This window comes from Pseudomonas sp. UBA5706, from assembly GCF_002419965.1.
Lineage (GTDB): Bacteria > Pseudomonadota > Gammaproteobacteria > Pseudomonadales > Pseudomonadaceae > Aquipseudomonas.
This window is the reverse complement of sequence record NZ_DIHC01000026.1, coordinates 28,947-52,028: the sequence shown is the minus strand read 5'-3', so window position 1 is coordinate 52,028 and position 23,082 is coordinate 28,947. Positions and strand designations below refer to the sequence as shown.

General features: G+C 62.4%; 18 protein-coding genes. 2 read left to right on the top strand and 16 right to left on the bottom strand.

Annotated elements, in window-relative coordinates; translation table 11 throughout:
* Positions 1–29 precede the first annotated feature (29 nt).
* On the top strand, positions 30–1,244 hold the full coding sequence (locus tag B3I26_RS11645; protein WP_296257831.1) for an alpha-hydroxy acid oxidase: 1,215 nt from the start codon (positions 30–32) through the stop codon (positions 1,242–1,244).
* A gap of 2 nt (positions 1,245–1,246) precedes the next feature.
* On the top strand, positions 1,247–2,683 hold the full coding sequence (gene aldA / locus B3I26_RS11640) for an aldehyde dehydrogenase (RefSeq protein ID WP_296257915.1): 1,437 nt from the start codon (positions 1,247–1,249) through the stop codon (positions 2,681–2,683).
* Between the two features lie 46 nt (positions 2,684–2,729).
* On the opposite strand, the gene B3I26_RS11635 is transcribed toward aldA, so the two are convergent.
* The 16 genes from B3I26_RS11635 to B3I26_RS11560 all read right to left on the bottom strand — a co-directional run bounded on the left by B3I26_RS11635 (position 2,730) and on the right by B3I26_RS11560 (position 23,074).
* Positions 2,730–3,476 carry an SDR family NAD(P)-dependent oxidoreductase gene (locus B3I26_RS11635; RefSeq protein WP_296257830.1) on the bottom strand — a complete coding sequence of 249 codons (747 nt, stop codon included), beginning with the start codon at positions 3,474–3,476 and terminating at the stop codon, positions 2,730–2,732.
* Positions 3,477–3,516: 40 nt separating this feature from the next.
* Entirely contained in the window at positions 3,517–3,777 is a 261-nt protein-coding gene (locus B3I26_RS11630; RefSeq protein ID WP_296257829.1) for a cytochrome C oxidase subunit IV family protein, read from the bottom strand.
* 2 nt (positions 3,778–3,779) lie between these two features.
* Entirely contained in the window at positions 3,780–4,343 is a 564-nt protein-coding gene (locus tag B3I26_RS11625; RefSeq protein WP_296257828.1) for a cytochrome c oxidase subunit 3 family protein, read from the bottom strand.
* Between the two features lie 15 nt (positions 4,344–4,358).
* Positions 4,359–5,102 carry a hypothetical protein gene (locus tag B3I26_RS11620; RefSeq protein ID WP_296257827.1) on the bottom strand — a complete coding sequence of 248 codons (744 nt, stop codon included), beginning with the start codon at positions 5,100–5,102 and terminating at the stop codon, positions 4,359–4,361.
* 59 nt (positions 5,103–5,161) lie between these two features.
* A complete protein-coding gene (locus B3I26_RS11615) occupies positions 5,162–7,651 on the bottom strand; it encodes an efflux RND transporter permease subunit (protein WP_296257826.1) in 2,490 nt (829 codons plus the stop codon).
* Between the two features lie 32 nt (positions 7,652–7,683).
* Positions 7,684–8,781, bottom strand: coding sequence for a WD40/YVTN/BNR-like repeat-containing protein (locus B3I26_RS11610; protein ID WP_296257825.1), 1,098 nt, complete (start codon positions 8,779–8,781; stop codon positions 7,684–7,686).
* 54 nt (positions 8,782–8,835) lie between these two features.
* Positions 8,836–10,233 (bottom strand): DUF1329 domain-containing protein, encoded by a 1,398-nt coding sequence (locus B3I26_RS11605; RefSeq protein WP_296257824.1) that lies wholly within the window; start codon positions 10,231–10,233, stop codon positions 8,836–8,838.
* Positions 10,234–10,253: 20 nt separating this feature from the next.
* Positions 10,254–11,921 (bottom strand): DUF1302 domain-containing protein, encoded by a 1,668-nt coding sequence (locus tag B3I26_RS11600; protein WP_296257823.1) that lies wholly within the window; start codon positions 11,919–11,921, stop codon positions 10,254–10,256.
* 107 nt (positions 11,922–12,028) lie between these two features.
* Entirely contained in the window at positions 12,029–15,559 is a 3,531-nt protein-coding gene (locus B3I26_RS11595) for an indolepyruvate ferredoxin oxidoreductase family protein (RefSeq protein ID WP_296257822.1), read from the bottom strand.
* An 11-nt stretch (positions 15,560–15,570) separates the two neighbouring features.
* Positions 15,571–16,299 (bottom strand): glutathione S-transferase family protein, encoded by a 729-nt coding sequence (locus B3I26_RS11590; protein ID WP_296257821.1) that lies wholly within the window; start codon positions 16,297–16,299, stop codon positions 15,571–15,573.
* Positions 16,300–16,304: 5 nt separating this feature from the next.
* The gene (locus tag B3I26_RS11585; protein WP_296257820.1) at positions 16,305–17,771 is read right to left on the bottom strand and encodes an FAD-binding oxidoreductase; all 1,467 of its coding nucleotides are present in this window, start codon (positions 17,769–17,771) and stop codon (positions 16,305–16,307) included.
* 251 nt (positions 17,772–18,022) lie between these two features.
* Entirely contained in the window at positions 18,023–18,808 is a 786-nt protein-coding gene (locus tag B3I26_RS11580) for an enoyl-CoA hydratase/isomerase family protein (protein ID WP_296257819.1), read from the bottom strand.
* The gene (locus tag B3I26_RS11575; protein WP_296257818.1) at positions 18,805–20,061 is read right to left on the bottom strand and encodes an NAD(P)/FAD-dependent oxidoreductase; all 1,257 of its coding nucleotides are present in this window, start codon (positions 20,059–20,061) and stop codon (positions 18,805–18,807) included. The genes B3I26_RS11580 and B3I26_RS11575 overlap by 4 nt, the downstream gene beginning before the upstream one ends.
* 54 nt (positions 20,062–20,115) lie before the next feature.
* Positions 20,116–20,433 (bottom strand): 2Fe-2S iron-sulfur cluster-binding protein, encoded by a 318-nt coding sequence (locus tag B3I26_RS11570; protein WP_296257817.1) that lies wholly within the window; start codon positions 20,431–20,433, stop codon positions 20,116–20,118.
* A 23-nt stretch (positions 20,434–20,456) separates the two neighbouring features.
* Positions 20,457–21,860 (bottom strand): enoyl-CoA hydratase-related protein, encoded by a 1,404-nt coding sequence (locus B3I26_RS11565; RefSeq protein ID WP_296257816.1) that lies wholly within the window; start codon positions 21,858–21,860, stop codon positions 20,457–20,459.
* Positions 21,861–21,868: 8 nt separating this feature from the next.
* The gene (locus B3I26_RS11560) at positions 21,869–23,074 is read right to left on the bottom strand and encodes an acetyl-CoA C-acetyltransferase (protein WP_296257815.1); all 1,206 of its coding nucleotides are present in this window, start codon (positions 23,072–23,074) and stop codon (positions 21,869–21,871) included.
* Positions 23,075–23,082 lie beyond the last annotated feature (8 nt).

The following is a 23,082-nucleotide window of genomic DNA, read 5'->3' as shown; positions in this document are numbered from 1 at the left end:
GCCTCATCCTTCAATAAGGGGGTGGGCCTGTGAGCCGACTTGAAGAATGCTTCAACGTGCAGGATTTCGTCGCAGCGGCGCGCAGCCGTTTACCGGCGCCGTTGTTCCACTACATGGAAGGGGGCGCCGAGGATGAGCTGACCCTGCGCGCCAATTCAGGTGCCTTCGCGCGCTACGACCTGGTGCCGCACTATTTGCACGACATCCGCAAGGTCGATATGCGCCGCACTGTGTTCGGCTGTCCGCTGGAATGGCCACTGCTGTTATCGCCCACCGGCCTGACGCGAGTGTTTCACCCGGCGGGTGAACTGGCCGTAGCCGAGGAAGCCGCTCGGGCCGGCATCGGCTACTGCCTGTCGACCATGGCCACCACCAGCATCGAAGCGGTGAGCCAGAGGTGCACGGGACCGAAAATCTATCAGCTGTACCTGCTCAACGACGACGGGCTGAACCTGCACATGATCGACCGCTGCAAGGCGGCCGGTTTCGATGCGATCTGCCTGACGGTCGACACCATCGTCGCCGGCAACCGCGAGCGCGACTTGCGTCATGGCCTCACCGTACCACCGCGTTTGAACAGCAAAAACTTCTGGTCTTTCGCCCAGCGCCCGCGCTGGTGCCTGGATTACCTGGCCGGAGGCGGGTTCAGTTTGCCCAATGTTCCCACGCCCGACGGCGGCGACCTGGGCACGCTGGCCGCATTCTTTGCCGCAAAGATGGAACAGAACATCACTTGGGCCAGGATTGAACGGCTGATGAAACATTGGGGCAAGCCGTTCGTGATCAAGGGCCTGCAATCGATAGCCAACGCCCGTGATGCGGTGGCCGCCGGGGTCAGCGGAATCATCGTCTCCAACCACGGCGGGCGCCAGCTCGACGGTACCGCGGCCACCGTGGACCTGATCGCCGACATCGTCGATGCCGTGGGCGATCAGCTGGAAGTGGTGCTCGACGGCGGCGTACGACGCGGCAGTCACATCGTCAAGGCGCTGGCGATGGGCGCGCGTGCCTGCATGGTTGGCCGTCCCTACCTTTACGGGCTGGCGGGCTTCGGCCAGCCGGGTGTGCAACGCGTGCTTAGCCTGCTGCGTCAGGAAACCGCGCGCACGCTCGCCCTGCTCGGCTGCGCCAATCTCGATGAGATCAGCCGTCAACACATCACGGTGGCGGGCAAGCTGCCGCAATTTCTAACCGCCACTGCCCAGCCAGATGCCTCACATACCCTGCTTCGGAGCGTGAAATGACAATGCCTGAATTTACTTTCCAACATTTTCTCGATGGCCGCTTCGTCGCCGACTCCGGCCAGCGCATCGAGGTCTTCAACCCCTCGACCCAAGGCCTGATCGGTTCGATCCCGGACGGCAATGCGGCGCTGGTCGACGAGGCGGTGTCCGCCGCGCGCAAGGCTCAGGATCGCTGGGCCGCCCTGCCCGCCAATGAACGCGGGCAATACCTGCGGCGCATGGCCAAGCTGATCCGGGAAAACCTGCCACGCCTGGCCCAGGTGATTGCCATCGAGCAAGGCAAGGTGCTGCCACTGGCTGAACTGGAAGTGGCGCTGGCCGCCGAATACCTGGATTACAACGCAGAGTGGGCGCGGCGTATCGAGGGCGAGATCGTCGCCAGCGATCGGCCCAAGGAAAACATCCTGTTGTTTCGCCGCCCAATGGGCGTGGTGGCGGGCATTTTGCCGTGGAACTTCCCGCTGTTCATGGTGGTGCGCAAGGTCGCCCCGGCCTTGCTGACCGGCAATACGGTGGTGATCAAACCCAGCGAGGAAACCCCGTACAGCGCCTATGAATTCGCACGGATCGTCGAACAAGCGCAATTGCCGGCCGGCGTGTTTAACCTGATCGGCGGAGTGGGCGCAGGTGTCGGCCAGGCGTTGGTGGCTCATCCGCTGGTGGATATGATCAGTTTCACCGGCAGTTCAGCCGCAGGTGCTGCAATCATGGCCAACGCTGCGCGCAATATCACCAAGGTCAACCTGGAACTGGGGGGCAAGGCACCGGCCATCATTCTGGACGACGCCAATATTGACCTGGCGGTCGCCGCCATGAAAGCCACCAAGAGCCTTAACAGCGGCCAGGCTTGCAACTGCACGGAGCGGGTCTACGTCCAGCACGGTGTTCAGGCCCAGTTCTGCGAACAACTGGCAGCGGCATTTGCAACCATTCAGTTTGGCGACCCCCTCGGCGGCCAGCCAGTAGAAATGGGCCCGGTGATCAACCGTGCCGCCGTCGAACGCCTTGGCGCGTTGGTCGACGATGCCGTGGCCAAGGGCGCGCAGATCCTCACCGACGGCAAACACCTGGACACCGGTAATGGCTGTTTCTTCAAGCCCACCGTGATCACCGGCACGCGTGCGGGGATGGATATTCTGCAACGGGAGATTTTTGGCCCGGTGGTCATGGTCGACGCCATTGAAGACCTCGACGAGGGCATCGCTCGCGCCAATGACAGCGAATACGGCTTGAGCTCGTCGATTTTCACTACCAGCCTGACCAGTTCGATGCACGCCATCGGCGCGCTGAAGTTTGGCGAGACCTACGTCAATCGCGAGAACTTCGAAGCCTTCCAGGGTTTCCATGCTGGCGTACGTCGCTCCGGCATCGGCGGCACCGATGGCAAGCACGGGCTCTACGAATACACCCACACGCAAGTGGCCTACATACAGGGCTGATCGCCCAAGGGCGCCGGGCAGCGCACGCTGCCCGGCGCCTCACCCTTCAAGTTGCCAGCGCCAGCTCAATCCCGCGAATCGACGTGCCCGTGCTCCAGCCGCCGTCCACCGAGAGGATCTGCCCGGTGATATAGCTGGCGTCGTCGCTGGCCAAAAAATGCACCACGGCTGCCAGCTCCTCGGGTTGCCCGATGCGACCGAGCAAGGCAAACACAGCAGCATTCTTACGCACCATGTCCGGTGCCTCGCTCATGGCCATCGGGGTCTCGATGATGCCGGGGGCAATACAGTTCACGCGAATGCCCCGGGCCCCATATTCAACCGCAGCGGTCTGCGTCAACGCGATGATGGCGCCTTTGGTTGCGGCGTACTCGCCCCATTGGGCAAAACCACGCACGGCGGTAATCGATGAAAAGTTGATGATCGAACCGCCCGCCGTCATCCGCGCTGCAGCCTCCTTGATGCCCATCTGCACGCCCATCTGGTTGATCCGCCAGAAGCGCTCGGAACGCTTAAGGTCGGCATCGGCCAGCAGATGGCCGCTGGAGATCGCTGCATTGTTGACGTAGATGTCCAGATGGCCCGCGTCGTTCTTTACCTCGTCGCACACCTTGATGATATCGGCCGCCTCGGACACATCGACCTTGCGGTAGTGGCAGCCTTCTTCGTCAGCCTGACTGACATCGGCGATCCAGACCCGGGCACCCGCCTTGCGCAGGCGGCGCGCCGTGGCGGCGCCGATACCTGAAGCTCCACCTGTGACGATGGCATTCTTGCCGGTGAGATCGAACATGGTGTTCTCCTGTTGTTGTTTTCGAGGTCGTCGTTGTGTTTCAGAAAAGGATGAAGCTGCCGATCAATAACGCGCTGATCACCAGCAGCCATGTCCCGAACACCATTTGCCAGAGGTGCGGCGCGCCAAGCAGCTCCATGAACCACAGCATGACAAAGGCCATCTTCAGCGCCGCCAGCCCCAGAATCGCCGCCGCAGCCCAGTGCTCACCCGCCGGCAGCCCGGCAAACCAGGCCCCGATACCGGTGGCAAGCATCAGCGCCACCCAGACCGCAACGCGACGATTGAATAAGAGATCCATGGTCATTTGGCCAGGTACAGGAGTGGAAAAAGCATGATCCAGAGCAGGTCGACCATGTGCCAATAGGTGGCCCCGGTTTCAAGGCCGCTGGTCCGGCCGACGCCGTAGGCGCCCTGCCACGTGTTGCGAGCCATGACGGCCAGCACCGCGCAGCCCACCAGTACATGCAGGACGTGAAAGAACGTCAGGCTGAAATACAGCATGAAAAAGCCATTGGTCAGGGGCGTGATACCTCGGGAAAACTCCTCGCTGTACTCAAACGCCTTGATCCCGATGAACGCCACCGCACAGGCTATCGCCGCCAGCAGCAGCCACCCGGCCGCGCGACGCTGGCCCCGACGAGCGCCATGCACTGCCTGCGCGACGAGCCACGAACTGGTCAGCAGCACCAGCATGTTGCACAGCCCGAGGGGTACGTTCAGTTGCGCCTGGGATGCGGTGAATAGCGCCACCTGCCCGGACCTTTCCGTGACATAGGCGAGGAACAGCACGCTGAAGAACGTCATATCCAGCAGAATGAAAATCCAGATTCCCGTCACGCCAGGTAAAACGCGGACCGCCTTCATGTGGGCCACCTCGGACTAAACCCGGCATTCCTGCTCGACTTGGCGGATGGCCGGAAAGAGCAAGATGCTGGTCAGCACCATCCAGGCGAAGAAACTGCTGAGCACCACCCAGTAGGTGATCAGGCCGTGCCAAGCGAACGGGCCGTCTTCGACAAACGGCATGATGTAAGCCGCAATGAAGGTCGCGGCGATGGCAAACGACGCCCAGCCTAGCCACTTGGGCAGCAACGGGCGGGCGCGCCGGTCCATGAAGAGGGCAGCGCCAAATGCACACATCTGGATCGCCGTGACCATGATCGTGGTGTCGAAGATGAACCAGCCGATATCGGTCAGCATCTGGATGTCCTCGGGCGAGCGCAGGGCGGTGCGCACGCTGGCGGTCAACCACATGATCGAAAAGCCCAGGGTGACAAACGCCGTGGCGATCCCGCCGACGAACTCCAGTTGCGCGAGCAACCCGTCCGGCCCCTCGATTTTTTTCATCACAGCGGAAATCACCAGGCTCCATACGTAATACAGCGGTGCGACGAACAAGGTGCCAACCATGCCGACACGGATCTTCAGGTTATTGGCCAGGAAAAACCCGGTGATCTGTTCGGCATTGAAGTACTGCCGTGGCGCTGGCAGGAAACCGGCAAGCAGGCCCCAGAAGGCAACCAACCCCACCAGATAGAGCGGGCCGGCCCACGCACACAGGCGCCAGACCTTGAAGACAGCGGCTTGGTGTTCAGCGGTAGGTTGTTCGGTATTGAGCTGCATGGCGTGGCCTTCCCCTTCTCATTATTGTTTTTGTGACTGGCATGGGCATGGCGCTGCCCTCAACTCGCCCGCGCGGTGGGCGGCTTGCTCGTCGCCAATGTTTGCGCCGGCGGCGAGTTTTCAACCTTGGGATTGAGCGCGCGGGTGTCACGCGCTTGCCCGCCCTGCTGGGTCAGCCGCGACTGCGGCAGCAGGAACGCGGCCAGGCTCGGCACCAATATCAGCGCGCCCAGCATGTTCCACAGGAACATGAACGCGAGCAGGATGCCCATGTCGGCCTGGAACTTGATCGGCGACCAGGCCCAGGTGACCACGCCGGCGGACAGCGTCACGCCGATCAAGGCCACGACCTTGCCGGTGGAGGACAGCGCCGCGAGGTAAGCGTCACGCACCGAGGCGCCTTGGCGCTGGTGGTAGAGGTGGATGGTCAGCAGGTACAACGAATAGTCCACGCCTATCCCGACGCCGAGGGCTGTCACGGGCAAGGTCGCCACTTTCACGCCGATGCCCAGCATGACCATCAGCGCCTCACATAAAATGGTGGTGACCAGCAACGGCACCACGGCGACGATCACCGCCCGCCAGCTGCGGAAGGTGATGAAGCACAGCAGCACCACCGCCGCGTACACGTACAGCAGCATGGTCCGGTTGGCGTGCTCCACCGCGATGTTGGTTGCCGCGTCGATCCCCGAGGTGCCTGCCGCCAGCAGGAATTGCCGCTCTTCGGTGTTATGGGTCTTGGCAAACGCCTCGACCGCCGCGACCACGCGGGTCAGGGTTTCGGCCTTGTGGTCGCTGAGAAAGGCAATGATCGGCGCCACCGAGCGCGCATCGTTAAACATTTCCGGGCTAGTGGCGGACACCAGATTCATCGCGTCCTGCAACACGAACGGGTCGCGGTTGATGCTCTCCCATTTCAACGACCCCTCGAAGCCCACCTTGGTATAGGACCGGGCCAGGGTCGCGGCCGACACGGTGGTCTGCACCCCCGGCAAGTCGCGCAGAATCTGCTCCAGGCGGTCCATTTCCAGCAGGGTTTCGTAATTGATCAGGCCTTGTGGCGGCGTCGCTACGATGACCGCGAACTGATCGCTGGACAGCTGGTAATGGCTGCTGATGTAGGCGTTGTCCTTGTTGTAGGTCGAGTCGGCGCGCAGTTCCGGCGCACCGGGATCAAGGTCGCCGATCTGGATGTTCAGCGCGACCATCCAGCCGCCCGCCGTGAGCGCGATAGTCAGCAGGATCACCCACACGGCACGGCGTTTCTCTGCAAAGCCGCTGAGCCACACCAGCAGGGGATGCGTGCCTTGCAGTCGCCGCTGGCTGCGCGCCGCCGAGGCACTGCTCACGCCGGTGAATGACAGCAGCACAGGCAGCAGAATCAGGTTGGTGAAGATCAATACCGCCACACCAATGCTGGCCGCTGCCGCCAGGCCACGAATCACCGGAATGTCGATCACCGCCAGCACCGCGAACCCTACGGCGTCGGCCAGCAAAGCAGTCATGCCAGCCAGGAAGAGCCGGCGGAAAGTGAAGCGTGCGGCGATGTATTTATGGGTCCCGCGCCCGATGTCCTGCATCACGCCGTTCATTTTTTGCGCGCCGTGGGATACGCCGATGGCAAAGATGAGGAACGGCACCAGGATCGAATACGGGTCAAGTACGAACCCAAACGCCTGCATCAAGCCCATTTGCCAGACCACCGCCACAATCGAGCAACCGGTCACCAGCAGGGTGCTGCGCCAACAGCGGGTATAGAACAGGATAAACAGCGTTGCGGTGATGGCGGCGATGAGGAAATACATCAGCACCTGATTCAGGCCGTCAATCAGGTCACCGATCAGTTGCGCAAAGCCGATCACCTGAATGTCCACACCGCGCTGCGCAAACTCTTTGCGCAATGACTCGATCTGATCGCGGAACGCCTTGTAGTCGAAAGCCTCGCCGCTGACAGCATCCCTGTCGATCAAGGGCAGAAAAATCATCGATGACTTCTGATCGTTACCCACCAGCGACCCGGTGATACCCGAGCGCCGCACATTGAAGCGCAATGCCTCGACGCTGGCCGGCGAGCCGTCGAAGCCGATGGGCATCACCGGTCCACCCTGGAAGCCGTCGGCAGTGATTTCGTTCCAGCGCACCACCGGCATCCACAGCGACTTCACAAACGCGCGGTCAACGCCGGGGTACAGGTACACCTTGTCGTTGATCTCGCGCAGGGTCTGTAAATACGCCGGGTCGTAGATATCACCGTCGCGGTGGGTCACGACGATGCGCACCGAGTTACCCAGGCTGCGCAGGGAGCCGGAATGCTCCAGATAGTTTTTAACGAAGGGCTGGGACTGCGGCATCATGTCTTCGAAGCTGGCCTTGACCTGCAGCTTCGTGGACAAAAAGCCCAGGCTCAGGGTCAGCAGAATACAAATTGCGATCAGCAATCGGCGATGGTTGAAGATCAGGCGTTCGGTGCGGTTCCCGGAAGCCGTGTCGAAATCCTTGAGATCCGACGTGACCGGCATGCCATCGCTTGGACGGGTCGAGTGTGCCATCAGCTGTGCATTCCAAATCGATTCACGTGAAATTACCGTTGCGCCGTCGAGTCAGACGGTGTCTCGGTGCGGATGCCGTCCAGGCTGCTCATCAGGAAACGTCCCTGACCCAGCGCGAGAATGCCGGTGTAGCGCGCGGGTCGTGAGGTCTGCTGCAAGACGACTTTCTGGCCGTTGTCATTGCCCATCAGCAGATCGCCCGATGCGTTTGCCAGCACAAAGCGCTTGCTGTCGGGCAACGCGATACCGGCGGTGATGATCGCCTGGGACGGGCTGTCCAGCGGTGCCCAGGTCCGTCCCTGGTCCTGGGTGCGGTACACCGTGCCGACCAGACCGAAGGCCAGCACCGTGTCACCATCACCGGCCAGGCCGAAGAAGCTGCCGTCGTAACCGGTGGCGATGCTGTCGAAGCGTTGCGTGGCGCGATTGAGCCGATAGATCGTGCCGCTCTCGGCGGCGATGTACAGCTGTCCATTGATGCTGGCGATCGCGTTGAAGTTGAGCACGTCCGGGTTATCGATATGCTCCAGCCAGGGCAGCCAGGTGCGGCCACTGTCGACGGTTTTCATCAGCACACCGAACGAGCCCACCGCGTACCCTTGCTGGGCGTCGTCGAACCACAGATCCAGCAAAGGCAAGGCCGGTCCGACCTTGTAATTGCGCTCGATCAACGCCAGCGCGGCCTGGGCATCGGCATCGCCACCATCGGCCAGGGTTTGGTAGTAGTGGGTGAAGCTGTCCTTGGCCGCGCGACCGTCGAATTGCTTCTCCCAGCTTTGCCCGGCATCCCGGCTATGCAGGATCACGCCATCGTGGCCCACGGCCCAACCGTCGGTGGCCGTCGGGAACTGCACGGCGACCAGATCGTCCTGCACCGGCACGGCGCTTTGTCGCCACGTGGCGCCGTCATCATCGGAAGTAATGATTAACCCGCGCAAACCGACGGCCACCAGGCGCGAACCGGCCTTGGCCAACGCCTGCAAGGGGCGCGACGGCAGGTTGTCCATCTGCCTGGCTGGCAGGTCAAGGGGGTCCTGGAACGCCGCGTTGACCGGTAACGCCAGGGTCGCGCACAACAGGCCTGCGCCAAGCCAACCGGCCTGCCACTTCACTGCATTGAATCTGTTCATCATCAATCACCTTAAGGCGCCCGCAGGGCTGACGGCCCCGCGGGTAGCCGGCCGCTAGCGGGCGCTGGAACTCTGCAGCGCCTTGGGGTTGAGCGGGAGGTTGAGCTTCTCGTCGCTGGGGAAACTTCTGACGAAGTTGCCGGGCTCCGTGCGACCGGCATTGATGATGATGTAGTTGCCTTTACGCAGGTCCTGGAACATCCAGGTGTCACTGTTCATGCCGCCGATGTCCCAGGTCGGAAAGTTAAGGATCTGCGACACGCGCCAGATCTTGCCCCCGTCGTCATAGGATTCGGTGCCCACCAGGCACCAGCAGTCTTCTTCGACATAAAACTTACGCTTGCTGTAGGCGTGCCGTTCTTCCTTCTTGCGGTCAGCCTCCACGACCCACACGTTACGTTTCTCCCAACGCATGTATTGCGGCTTGATGAATTGCTTGCCGAGGATCTCGGTCGATGTGCTCTGGTTGGTCACGCCGAACACGTTGTAGGGCACGATCATTTCCTTCTTGCCGACCAGCTTCATGTTGAAGCGGTCCATGCGTCCGACGAATCCGAAAGGTTCGTCCCAGACGATCACCCCGGCGTAGTTACCCATGGGCGTGTCATAGGTAAATTCCGGCGCACGACGCACGCGGCGCTGTCCCGGGGTGTAGAACCAGACCTTGGACGTATCGGTTGCGTCAGGCAGGTAGTAGTTGAGGAACTGGGTGCCAGCCGAGGTGGGCGGCGAGAACAACGTGGTCCAGAACCCGAACATTGAATCGAAGGTCTTCTTGCGCATTTCCCCGGTCTTCTCCGACCAGGGATGCAGGTAGGCGGCGTCGATCCCCGGCAGCGAGTTCTGGCTGCCGTTGCTGTCCACCAGCCAGTTGCTGGAACGCAGGCGTGAGACCGGCGGTGCGTAGCGGAAGAAGTGGTTCCACATCACTTCGTAGCCGGTTTTCGGCACCGGGTACGGAATGCCCTGGTACGGCAAGCCATCGGCGGCGGCACCTGCGACTTTATCGCCCTCAACCGCTCCGCCTACGGTGGCGGTGGTGGCGTTTTTCACGGTGTTTTCCAGAAACCAGTCCGGGTACGCCATGGTGCGGTGAGTGGGGTACACGTCGATCTTGTAGTCGGGAAACCGCTCCAACAGGGCGAGGGTGCCTGTGCCCAGCAGGTCTTTGTACTGGGCCATGTTGGACTGCTGGATCGAGTACAGCGGCTTCTCGCCGGCGAACGGGTCAGGGTAGTTATTGGCCCCGACTTTGGGCGGATTTTTCAGGCCGCCCTCATAGGCAGGTATCGAACCGTCCTTGCTCGCACCAGCACTGGCGCCGAACTTGGTCAGGCTGGTACCGAGGACCTTGGCTTCGTCGGCCGACACCGCACCATAACCGGTCTGTGCCGCGAGCAACGTAATGGCCAGGGTCAGGCTGGACAGGTAGAGTTTCTTCAGCTTTTTCATTGTTATTCTCCCGAGAATACTTAGAAGGACGTCTTGAGCTGCAGCTCGATCCAGCCCTTGTCATTGAGCCCGATGGCACCGTTACCACCGCTATAGGCCAGGCCACCGCCGAAGTCGGTGTCCTTGTGCTTGGCGTTCCAGTGGTAACCGTTGTATTGCAGCGTGGCCGAATGGGTCTGGCGGTAGGTGCCCCGAATGCCCACTGAATAGATCTGCGTGCCCTCGGCATAGAACGCGCCACCGTTGTAGGCAGGGTTGCCGTTGGCACCATAGGTCAGCGACATCGGCGCGCTCAGGTCAACGCTGGGGAAGACCTGCAACCACTGCGGCTCGAAGGACATCGCCACGCCCAGCGCATTGCGGGTGGCGCAGCCATCACTTTTCGAACCGCCACCGCAACCGGCGTAGCCGACCCCGTTGTAGACGTCCTTGTTGTCGGTGACTTTCACCAGACGCGTATAGGACAGTTCGGCGACCAACGAACCGGTGTCCCACAGCGGGGTTTTGCCCAGGGTGTACACGCCGTTGAGGATAAAGTTGGCGATGTCGCCAGTGGCGCCCTTGCTGTACGGGGTACCGACCTGGCCATTGAGCAGGGCGCTGGACAGACCGGTGTCCTGGCGATAGGAGAGCTCCATCCCGGTGCTCACCGGCCCCAGGTTGACCTCATAGCTAAAGCCATACAGCTTGGCGTTTTCCACGAACTCCTGATGCACCCGGCCGCCGCCACCGGAATACAGGTCGACCAGCGCCACGGGCTGCACTTCATCGAACTGGCGGTAGTAGAAACCAAGGTCGCCATGGGCCCACTCCGGCGACCACGACACCTTCACGCCGAAGTTGTTATTGATGTCCTTGGGCTTGTTTTCGTCCCCGGCGTCAAATGGCCCGCCCAGCGACAGCGCCCGGTTCGGTCCGGCGTAGAGGAAATCGAACGGCCCCAGATACGTGCCACCTTCAGGAAATCGATTGGGGCGGAACTCCAGGAAGTACTGGCCGGTGACCGACAGCTCAGGCGTGAGATCGGCCGTCGCCATCAACTGCGAACGGGGCAGGAACAGTTCCTTGACCTCGGTGCCAGGCGAGGTGAACGACTTCTGGTAATCGATAGGGTGCTGCGAATAACCGATGTTGGAAAAGCCGAAGAAGAACGCATTGCCCCAATACTGGGTAAACCGGCCGGCCTTGAGGTACACCGGGGTCTGGCCCACGTCGGTGTTGTAGAACGTGAATGCGTCGAGCAACTCGGCGCCGCGCATGCTGTATTTCTTGGTGGTGCTGGAATAGCGGCTGCCGCTGTAGCTGGTGATATCGGCAAAGGCCGGGTTGGATTCGACGTGATCGTCATAGGCGAAGTCTTTCCAGGCCGACCCCGAGAGGCGATATCCGAGGTTCTGCTGGTAGACGCCCTGCAGTTCCACCAGGGCATTGAGCCGGTTGGTGACCATGTCGCCTTTATTGAACTTGTAATCGCCTTCGTCATAGGACGGGTTATTGGCGACCCCGGCATTGCGCCCCTGGGTTCGCCACCCCATGGTGTACTGCACGGTGGTGTTGAGGCTGGTGTCCCAGTTTTCGCCGGTGTCGAGGTCCATCGCCTGAACCTGGTGCATCACCCCGATATTGGCCAATACCAGGGTCAAGAGCTTCAGGGACGGCAACGCCCCACGCTTGGTTTTAGTATTCATGACACATCCTTTTGGACTTATTATTTGATGTCATTTCCAGTTTCCGAGCCTGTAGGCACACCCTTCACGACTGCCCACGCGACACGACGCAACACCTGCTGATCCGGTTAACCGTGTTCGTTCAACTGCCCCGGCGCCGACAGCTGCCGCACGGGAATGAATTGGGTCGGCTGGCCTATCGACGGGTTGTGGAACTGCGTCAGCAACTGAGCCTCCAGCCCGCTTACCTTCTCGACATTGGCCTCCTTGACGTGGCCAAAGCCGAGGATCTGCCCCGGCAGCGAGGCAATCTGAATCGCGATGGCATGGTTAAGGGGCGTGAGGTGATCGAGCAGCGCGACCATCTGCTGCTCGTAGTGGGTGATCAGACGTCGCTCCATCTTGCGTTCCTGGGTGTAGCCGAACACGTCCAGCGCAGTGCCACGCAGGCCTTTGAACCGTGCCAGCACGCTGAAAACCGCGCCCATCCACTGGCCGAATTCGCGCTTTTGCAAATGCCCGGTTTGGCCGTCACGCCTGGCGAACAGTGGCGGCGCCAGGTTGTAGCGATAGCGCGCGCCGTCCTCGAAGGCCTCCTTAAGGTGCGCCTTGAACGCCGGGGAATCGTGCAGGCGGGCGACTTCGTACTCGTCCTTGTAGCTCATCAATTTGGCGAAATACCGCGCCACCGCCACGGCCAGCGCGTCACAGCCAGGCAGCACCCGCGCTTCGGCGGCGGCAACGGTATCGACCAGGCTGCGATAACGCTTGGCCCAGGCTTCGTTCTGGTAGTCGGTGAGCAAACGGGTGCGGTGCGCGACGATATCGGCCAACGCCGTCAGCGGCGTAAACGCCAGGGCCGGGCGCTGTTGCGCCAGCGCCGCGTCGATACGCGCCGGATCGCTGGCTTGCAAACGGCCCAGGGCAAACGCCTGCTGGTTGAACTCGACCGACACGCCGTTGATTTCCACCGCACGCTCGATGGCCAGCGGCGAAACCGGCAACAGCCCGCTCTGGCAGGCATACCCGAGCATGAACAGGTTTGCGGCGATGGTATCGCCCATCAATGCCAGGCCCAGACCAGTGGCGTCCACGCCATGCAGGGTCTTGGACAATTGCGCCAGGTGGCCGACGATGCGCTGGCTGTCCAGTTGCAGGTCAGGGTTGCGCTGGAAGGCAGGCGTCGGCGTGACCCGCTGATTGACCACCACATGGGTACGCTGGGCGTTGAGAGTCATGATCGGCTCCTTGGCCAGCCCTGCCACCGCATCGAAAGCCAAGGCCAGATCGGCCTCGCCGACCCCCAGCTTTTGCGCGCCGAGTTGCGCTGCCTCGCGGGCAATCCGTACATGGCTGTACACCGCGCCGTTCTTCTGGCTCAGGCCGGTCATGTCGAACACCGAGCAGGCCTTGCCTTCCAGGTGGGCGGCCATGGCCAACAACGCCCCCACGGTCACCACGCCAGTACCGCCAATCCCGGTGACCATGATGTTGAACGCGCCGCTCAACGCCACCTGTTCAGGCGCAGGCAGGTCTTGAATCAGCTCCCCTACCCGACTGGATTTCTTCGGCTTGCGCGGTTCGGCGTCGAGCACGGTGATAAAACTTGGGCAGAAGCCTTTGACGCAGCTGTAGTCCTTGTTGCAGTTGGATTGGTCAATCTCACGCTTGCGCCCGACCTCAGTCTCCTTGGGCCACACGCTGACGCAATTGGACTGCACCGAGCAATCGCCACAGCCTTCGCAGACGTCCGAATTGATGAACATACGCTTGGCAGGGTTGGGAAACTTGCCACGCTTGCGCCGACGACGCTTCTCGGCGGCGCAGGTCTGTTCATAGACGATCACCGTCACGCCCTTGATCTGGCGCAGCTCTTTTTGCACCGCCTCGTAGGTGTCCCGGTGGTGCACGGTCACGTCAGCACCCAGGCCGCTGCGACCGTCGTAATTGCCTGGGCTGTCGGTTACGACCACGCACCGCACCACACCTTCTGCGAGCACCTGGCGCGTGATATCGCCGGGGGTCAGCGGGCCGTCCACCGGCTGGCCACCGGTCATGGCCACTGCATCGTTGAACAGGATGCGAAAAGTCATGTTGACCTTGGCCGCCACGGCGCCGCGCACCGCCAGCAGACCGGAGTGGTAATAGGTGCCGTCCCCCATGTTCTGGAAGATATGCGGGGTGTCGGAAAAGTGCGCCAGGCTGTACCAGTGGCCGCCCTCGCCCCCCATCTGCGTGTTTGGCATCATCGCCGGGCCGCTGTACATGGCCATGGCATGGCAGCCGATACCACCGGCGGCAATGCTGCCTTCCACCGTGCGGGTACCGGTGTTGTGCGGACAGCCCGAGCAGAAGTACGGCGAGCGGGAGGCCTCGGCCGGGTCCATGGTTTCAACGCGGGCCAGCTCGCGGCTCATGTGGGCGGCGATGGCCGCCAGTCTCTCGTCTGATTGACCCAGGCGGCGCAGGCGCTCGGCGATCACCACCGCCAGTTGCATTGGCTCAAGCTGGATGTCCGACGGGATCATGAACACGCCGTCCTCGTCGACCTTGCCAACGATCAGCGGCGCAGCATCCATGCCGTACAGAATCGCCTTGGCCTGGGCTTCCACCAGCCCGTCCTTTTCCTCGATGAACAGCAACTCGCGGTGCCCGGCGGCGAACTCGGCGAGGCCTTCACGCTCCACCGGAAACATGCAGCCTACCTTGTAGAACGAGATGCCCAGGGCGCCAGCGCCGGCCTCATCCAGCCCGAGCATGTCCAGCGCCTGAACCACATCCTGCACCGCCTTGCCCGTTGAAACGATTCCCAGGCAGCGTTGCGGCGCATCGATGCGCACCTGATCGATGCGGTTGGCACGTACGAATCTTTCCACCAGCGGCCAACGGTAGCGCTTGACCACCACCTCCGATTGCTGACGGTCGATATGCGATGAAACGTTATGGATGCCCTTCGCCGGCAGTTCGCCGTACGGCGGCAGTACAGGCGTGACCACCGCCGCCTGGATGTCCAGCGTCATGGTCTGTTCAAGGGTTTCGTTGCACATTTTGAAGCCGGTATAGAGCCCGGTGTAACGCGACATGGCAAAACCCAGCAAACCCAGGCGTATTACATCCTCGACATTGGATGGGGCGAATACCGGGATGTGGCAATGCATCAGCGCCACTTCGCTCTGGTGCGCCAGGGTCGAGGACTTGCCGGAGTGATCGTCGCCAGCCACTACCAGCACCCCGCCGTTGGGGTGAGTGCCAGACACGTTGCCATGCTTGAGCGGGTCGCCGGAGCGGTCAACGCCGGGGCCTTTGCCGTACCAGATGGCAAACACGCCGTCCTTGTTCGGCAGCGGGGTGGAGCCGAGCATCTGGGTGCCCCACACGGCGGTGGCAGCCAGGTCTTCGTTGACGCCTGGCTGGAACAGAATGTCGTGGCTGTCGAGCAGCTTCTTGACGCGCCACAGCTCCAGATCGAAAGAGCCCAGGGGCGAACCGCGATAGCCGGAAATAAAACCTGCGGTGTTCAGGCCCGCCCGGCGGTCCAGTTCGCGCTGGAGCATCGGCACGCGTACCAGCGCCTGGGTCCCGGTCATCAATACCGTGCCCGTGTCGGCGGTGTATTTGTCCTCAAGCTTCACGTCACGCATTTTTTTTGTCCCATTCAATCGTGGGTGTATCAGGCGGGCCGCTGTTCAGTTGCGGGGGAACGAGGTCGGTAACCCACAGGCTGAAAGCGGTAAGTCGCATTTTTTTCTTTCAGATAAGGCCCGAAAGCGTTCTCGAACATCGCCATCACGGTTTGGCTGCTGTCGCGCTGGGCCATCCGGCCGAACCAGCTTTGCAATCCCAGGTCGGCAAGGATCGAGCGGCAGTAGACAAAGCGGCTGACCCGCTCGGCGATGTCCAGGCAGTAGAAGGCGAACAGGTCGGCGTAGCTCAGGCTGGCGCCCATCAGGAACGGCTCGGGGGCGACCAGGCGGCGCAACGCAGCGGTCGCCCGATCCAGCGTGATGCGTGCCGCCGCGACGCTGATCGGGCTATTGATGCCGCCCATGAATACGCCCGGAAACAACGAACGCACCGGCGCCTCGACATACAGTTGCACCACATTGATGAGCTGGCGCTCGCGGGCGCGCTGCAAAGGCTCGGCGCTGTGCAGCGTCGGCCTGGGCAGGCAATCTTCGATGTAGCCCAGGATCGCCACGGTTTCGCCGATCCAGCCCTCGGGCGTTTGCAGCACAGGAATCTTGCCCATGGGGCTGATCGCGAGAAACTCCGGCTGCTGGCTGGCCCGGGTGGTGACGAGCTCAAAATCCGTTGCGGTCTCGATCAATGCCGCGTGGGCAATGTTGAAATAGTTGCTAACGGCATAGCCGTGCAGGCGCAAGGGTTCGGTGCGGGCCATGGTGCTCACTCGCTCGCCGCCGAGCCAGGCTCGGTGTCGAAAATCTTGCCGGGATTAAGAATGCCATTGGGGTCGAGCAGGTTTTTCAAGTCCTGCATCAAGGCCCGTTCGATGGGGCTGCGGCTGATGGGAAACCAGTGCTTCTTCTCCAGGCCGATGCCATGTTCGGCGGACACCGAGCCTTGGTATTCAACCAGCGGCTCATACACACAGGCTTCCACCTGCTCACGCTCATCGTCGCTGCCGGCGCCCGTGGCGATGTGCAGGTTGCCGTCGCCGACGTGCCCAAGAAAGGCGATCAGGCCCTCGGGCCAGCGCTGCCGCAGGCGTGCAGTGACTTGGCTCATGTAGGCTTCCATGTCGCCCACCGGCAGGGAGATATCGAAGGCATAGAAGGGCTGAAAGTCCTTGACCAGGTGTTCAAGGTCCTCGCGAATCTCCCATATCGACAGCTTTTCTCGCTCGGACCGGGCGATCACTGCGTCGTCGATCAAGCCTTTTTCGATGCCTGCTTCCAAGGCTTTCTCAAACAGTTCTGTGTCCCTTGGCTGGTCAGCGCCCAGGGTTTCGATGATCGCGTAATACGGCTTGTCGCGCGGCAACGGCGGTTGGTGCCGGCCGGGACCGGTGTTCACGCGATAAAAGTTATTGTCGATCATCTCGAAGGCGCTGAGTTGCCCTCCGAGCGCGCCGTCCATGTGCCGCAACAGTTGCGCCAGTTGCTCGAAGCGCGAAGCGCAGACCATTGCCGTGTTGCTGCTGGAGGGCAGCTCGCGCAGGCGCAGCACCAAACGGGTGATTACGCCCAAGGTCCCCTCACTGCCGATAAACAGCTGCTTGAGGTCATAGCCGGTGTTGTTTTTGAGCATGCGGTTGAGCGACGAGACGATACGCCCGTCGGCAAGCACGACTTCCAGGCCCAGGATTTGCTCGCGCATCATCCCGTAGCGAATCACTCGCACGCCGCCGGCGTTGGTCGCGGCGTTTCCGCCCAATTGGCAGGAGCCGCGACCGCCCAGATCGAGGGCGAAGCTCAGGCCCGAAGGCTGGACATGATCCTGCAGGTTTTCCAGGATCACGCCGGCCTGAACCGTAGCGGTGCGGTTTTCCAGGTCGATATGTTCGATGCGGTTCAACCGCTCCAGGGACAGCACCACATCACCCGGACGCGTCTGCGTAGCCCGTACCCAACCGGACATACCACCCTGCACCACCACCGGTTGGCGCGCGGCATTGCACAAGGCGAGGATTTGCGCCACCTGCTCTACCGTTGTGGGACGCACGATGGCATCCGCTTCGATGCGCGCCATGAACACACCGGGATGGCGGGAGCTTACGTCGTCGCCCGTGAGCATGCCGCCCTCACCGACCACCGCATGCAACTGTTGAAGTAACCCGGCAGCCACCACGCCGGCAGTCGCCGCCGGTTTGAATTCGGTGCGGTCGGTGGAGAGTACGTCGCGTGTGCTCATAATTCGTCACTTGCCCATTTTTAGATTTATCGCCATTCGTGGCTGGCCGGCGAATGGGAGGCTGTTGACCAATTGTTGGCCGGTCGGTCGGCCGCCAGCGATGGCAACCTTTGAGCGCACGAAGCATTTCGTGCCAAAAACCGCGACGCGCTGGCTCGAATGAATGGCAAGCAAAAAAAGGCCGATTCAGTGAGGACTGAATCGGCCTGAAGACTCCCGGTTTAAAGAGTCAAAACGAGGGGCGACACCTATTAGCTTTGGGTGTAGACCGCCTGGCGCTTGGCAAAAAACGCCGCAACTCCCTCGCGGAAGTCTGCCGTTTCGGCGCAGGCGCGAAAGGCGCGATGCTCAGCGTCCAGTTGCTCTTCCAACGTATGGCTGGCGGCCTGACGTAGCAAGTGTTTGATCTGGCCGTAGGCGAATGTCGGGCCGCTGGCCAACTTGCGTGCCAGGCATAGCGTGTCCTCATGCAGGGAGCCGACGGGCACTACGTGGGCGATCAGGCCCAGAGCCAAAGCTTCGTTGGCGCTCAGCACGCTATTGCACAACGCTAGTCGCAAGGCCCGCTGCCGCCCGAGCTGGCGCAGTAAGTGCCAGGAGCCTCCGCCATCGAGGCTGGTGGCGATGGCGCTGTAGGCCAGGCAAAAACGCGTGTTACTGGCCGCGACCGTCAGGTCGCAGCCCAACGCCAGGCTCATGCCTGCACCGGACACCGGGCCGTGAACGCTGCCGATGACCACTTGCGGCAACTGCGCCAGGAGTCTGAGCGCGGCATGCAGCGGCTCGATGATCGCAGACGCCACGTGCGCCGGGGCGTCGCTGGCGGCAAATGCCGCTAGATCACCGCCGGCCATGAAGGCCCGCCCCGCTCCCGAAAGGACGATCACGCGCACGTCTTCACGACCCTGCACCTGTTCACACAGTGCCAACAACGTCTGGGCCATCTCGACATTGATCGCGTTGAGTGCCTCGGGACGGTCAAACGTCAGGGTGGCGATACCTCGCGTGATATCCAGGCGTACGGGTGCGTGGCTCATGGGGTCGACTCCGGCAATACGGCTGCCGCGCCAGGCACGGCTTTCAAAGCGATGCCGGGGTCAGCCAGTGCGTCCAGGTCCGGGGTGAAACCCGCCTTGACCAGCGCCTTGCCCTGCACGTAGTCACGAACCAGGTTCACACAGTCCAGGGCCACTACCCGGCCTTGCTTGAGATAGACCACGCTGAAACTGCGAGTCGCGGGATCACCGCGCACTACCGTCTGGTTGTACCCCAGCGAAAGGCCGACGGTTTGCAGCTTCAAGTCGTATTGATCCGACCAGAACCACGGCACCGCGTCATAGGCCAGCGCTTGACCTGTGATAAACCGCGCCACCACCTTGGCCTGGTCGTTGGCGTTTTGTACCGATTCCAGGCGTATCGGCATCTGTGCGGCGCAATAGCGATTGAGGTGTGCGGCGCAGTCGCCGATTGCGAACACATCAGGCAACGACGAACGACAGAACTCGTCCACCAGCACGCCATTGCCATCGGTCAGGCCCGCGTCGAGCAACGGCGCAACCGCCGGCACGATACCGATGCCAACGATGACCATATCGGCTTCCAGCACGCTGCCGCTCGCCAAGGCCACGCCGACGACCTTACCGGCATTGCCCACCAGATGATCGACCACCACGTTGAGGCGGATATCTACCCCGTGGGCACGGTGCGCAGCCTCGTAAAAGCGCGACAGGGTTTCTCCCGCCACCCGGGCCAGCACCCGGTCCTGGGCTTCGAGCACGGTCACCGATTTGCCGAGTTTGCTTAGCACCGCCGCCGCTTCCAGGCCGATATAACCACCGCCGATTACCAGCACCCGCCGGATCGCGGGCAGCTCGCTGATCATGCGGTCCACGTCGGCGCGGTTACGCACTGAATGTACGCCCTGAAGGTCGTGTCCTGCGCAACTCAGGCGTCGGGGCGCTCCGCCAGCGGCCCAGATGAGCTGGCCATATTCGAGCTGTGCGCCACTGTCCAGCGTCAGGCGATGGGCTTGCGCATCCACGGTGACGACCTGTTGGGCGAGACGCAGATCAATGTGCTTTTCATTCCAGAAGCTGGCCGGACGCAGCAACAGATGCTCAAAGCTTTTTTCGCCTGACAGGTATTCCTTGGAAAGCGGTGGTCGCTCGTAGGGCAGTTCATGCTCCTCACCCAACAGAGCGATTGACCCTTCGAAACCCTGCTGACGCAGCAGGCTGGCCGCTTGGGCACCGGCGTGGCCGGCACCGACGATCACGACGTCTTTGTGCATGGTGTGGTCCTCTTGTTGTTCTTCTGGGCGTCGGCGTTAATCGTGAGTCGGCCGTCAGTCTTCCGGGGCTATAGTCACGCGCAGACCGTCCATGTCGTCCTGAAAAATCACCTGGCAGGACAGGCGCGAAGTGGCGGTGCGGTGATCGGAGCTGTCGAGCAGGTCGCTTTCGTCGTCGCCCATGGGCGTCAGCCGGTCGATAAACGCCGGATCGACGATCACGTGACAGGTGGCGCAAGAGCAGGTGCCGCCGCACAGCGCCAGGATGTCGTCAACGCCGCCGGTACGCATGATGTCCATCAGGGACTGGGCGGTCTGCGCCTGCAGGGTCATCTGTTCGCCTGAACGGTTTTCAACGATAACAATGGCCATGTGTTGCCTCGATACAGTGAAATTCAGGAATGGAAACCACGCCTATCGGCAGCCCGCTCATGCAGGCTGCGCGGCACATGAAAACGCTGCGGGAAGCGACTGGCCAGGCGCTCGGCCTGGGCAACGAAGGCCTCCAGGCCTTGAACCTCGATATAGGAGACCGGCCCGCCGCTCCACACCGGGAACCCTGCCGCAAGGGCGCCGCTATCGGCCTCGAGCGGGTCGCGAACCACCTGGTTTTCCAGGCAACGCACGGCGGTCAGTGCCTGGGTGTAGAGCAAACGCAGCTCGAGTTCGGCGACGGCGGCAAAATCCACCTCGTCCGCGCACGGCTGCGCAACCGCAGCCGGACGCTCGACTTCTGCACGTATCGCGTTGCGCCGTGACAGATTGGCGATCAATGCGGGCGGTATGCCCTCCTCCACCATGGCCTGCTGCTCTGTTGCCACGGCATGGCGCAGTTGACTGAGGTAATCACTCAAGTCTTCACGGCTTTCGCGCTTGGCCAGGGCCTGACGCGCGGTGAATTGGCTGCGCGCCATGGCCTTGGCCACGGGCGAGCGAACGGTATTGAAGAAGTAGCGCGACTCAACGCGCAGCCCGGCCTCAATCGGTAGCTGAGCACCTTCATAGACGCACTTGAGAATATTGGCCACTGCGGGGTAGCGCCCCCCGCTGCTACCCACGCGCGCCGCCAAAGCCGGGGCGAAGTACCTGTAGCCCGGGGCCGAATGCACGCCTCCCCCGGGCAGCTGGAAATCGGGCAGGTCCCAGGGCGCTTGCGCCTCGGGATGTTCGAGTACCCAGCGCCGAGCGGCGTCGATCAATTGATCGGCGGGCAGCACGGCGTGCAGCACACCGCTGGCCAGCGCATCGGCCGGGGCAATCGGCGTACCCTCCAGCAAATGGGGCAGCACGGCGCTGATGCCCAGCAGACGGGTCAATCGTTGCGTGCCGCCGGCACCGGGCAACAGGCCAACGCCGACTTCAGGAAACGCCAGGCGCAGCGTGGGATCGTCCACCGCGACCCGGTAATGACAGGCCAGCACCAGTTCCAGACCGCCGCCCAGGGCCAGGCCGGCGATGGCCACCGCGACCGGCTTGCCGCAGGTTTCCAGGGCCCGCAAATGCCGCGACCAGCTCGCGCTCTCGGCCAGTGCATTGCGCAGTTGCACCTGGCTTGTGGCCTCACGCCAGTCGTCAAAACGTCCTGCGATTTCCGGCAGGTCGGCTCCGGCGCAAAAGCCGCTGGTTTTGCCTGACACCCATACTGCTCCGCGGATAGCCGGATTGCTGCGTAGCATCTCGACCACTTCGGCAAACTCGCGCTGCACGTCGAAGCTGATTACGTTCATGCCCTTGCCGGGCACGTCGAAGGTGATCAGGGCGACCCCCTCGGCATCGATGGTGACGGAAAAGTTGTTCATATCGCTCCTCAAACCCGCTCGATAACGGTGGCGGTGCCCATGCCGGCACCCACGCACAGGTTGACCAGGGCGGTTTGCTTGCCGGTGCGTTCCAGTTCATCCAATGCAGTTCCCAGGATCATGGCCCCGGTGGCCCCCAGCGGATGGCCCATGGCAATCGCGCCGCCGTTGACGTTGACCTTGGCCGGGTCCAGGTCGAGCACCTGCAGGTAACGCAGCACCACGGCGGCAAAGGCTTCATTAAGTTCGAAAAGGTCGATGTCGGCGATGGTCATGCCCACGCGCTCAAGCACCTTGCGTGTGGCGATGGCCGGGCCGGTGAGCATGATGGTGGGCTCGGAGCCGACCGAGACCATGCCCTTGATTCGCGCGCGAGGCTTGAGGCCCAGGGCCTGGCCAGCGGCCTTGGAGCCGATCAGCACGGCCGCGGCGCCATCGACCACGCCGGAGGAGTTGCCGCCGTGGTGCACGTGGTTGATCTGATCGACCTGCCGATAGCGCGCGAGCGCGGCGCTGTCATAACCGGATTCGCCCTGCTTGACGAATGCCGGCTTGAGCCCGGCCAGCGACTGCACCGTGGTGTTGGGGCGCATGTGCTCGTCACGCTCAAGCAATACGATGCCACTCTGATTGAGCACCGGCACGATGGACCTGGCAAAGCGCCCCTGCTCCCATGCCCGGGCGGCACGACGCTGGCTTTCAACCGCGTAGCGATCCACGTCCTCGCGGCTATAGCCGTGCAGGGTGGCGATCAGGTCGGCACCGATGCCTTGGGGGGCATAGTAGTGATCGAACGCAAACGTGGGGTCGATCATCATGGCTCCGCCATCGGCACCCAGCGCGACCCGCGACATGGATTCGACGCCACCTGCCAGCACCATGCGGGCCTCACCGCTGGCGACCTTGCCGGCGGCGATGTTGCACGCTTCAAGGCCCGATGCGCAGAAGCGGTTGATGCTCACTCCGGGCACACTCTGCGCGAACCCTGCGACCAGCGCCGCGATACGGGCGATGTCGCTGCCCTGCTCACCCACCGGCATCACGCAGCCCAGGATCACGTCGTCGACCCAGGTGGTGTCCAGGCCGTTCCGCTCACGGATGGCTTGCAGCACCTGCACCGCCAGGGCCAGAGAGGTCATTTCATGCAGCGCACCGTCCGGCCGCCCGCGACCGCGCGGGGTGCGCACGGCGTCAAAGATATAAGCACAAGTCATGGAAGCTC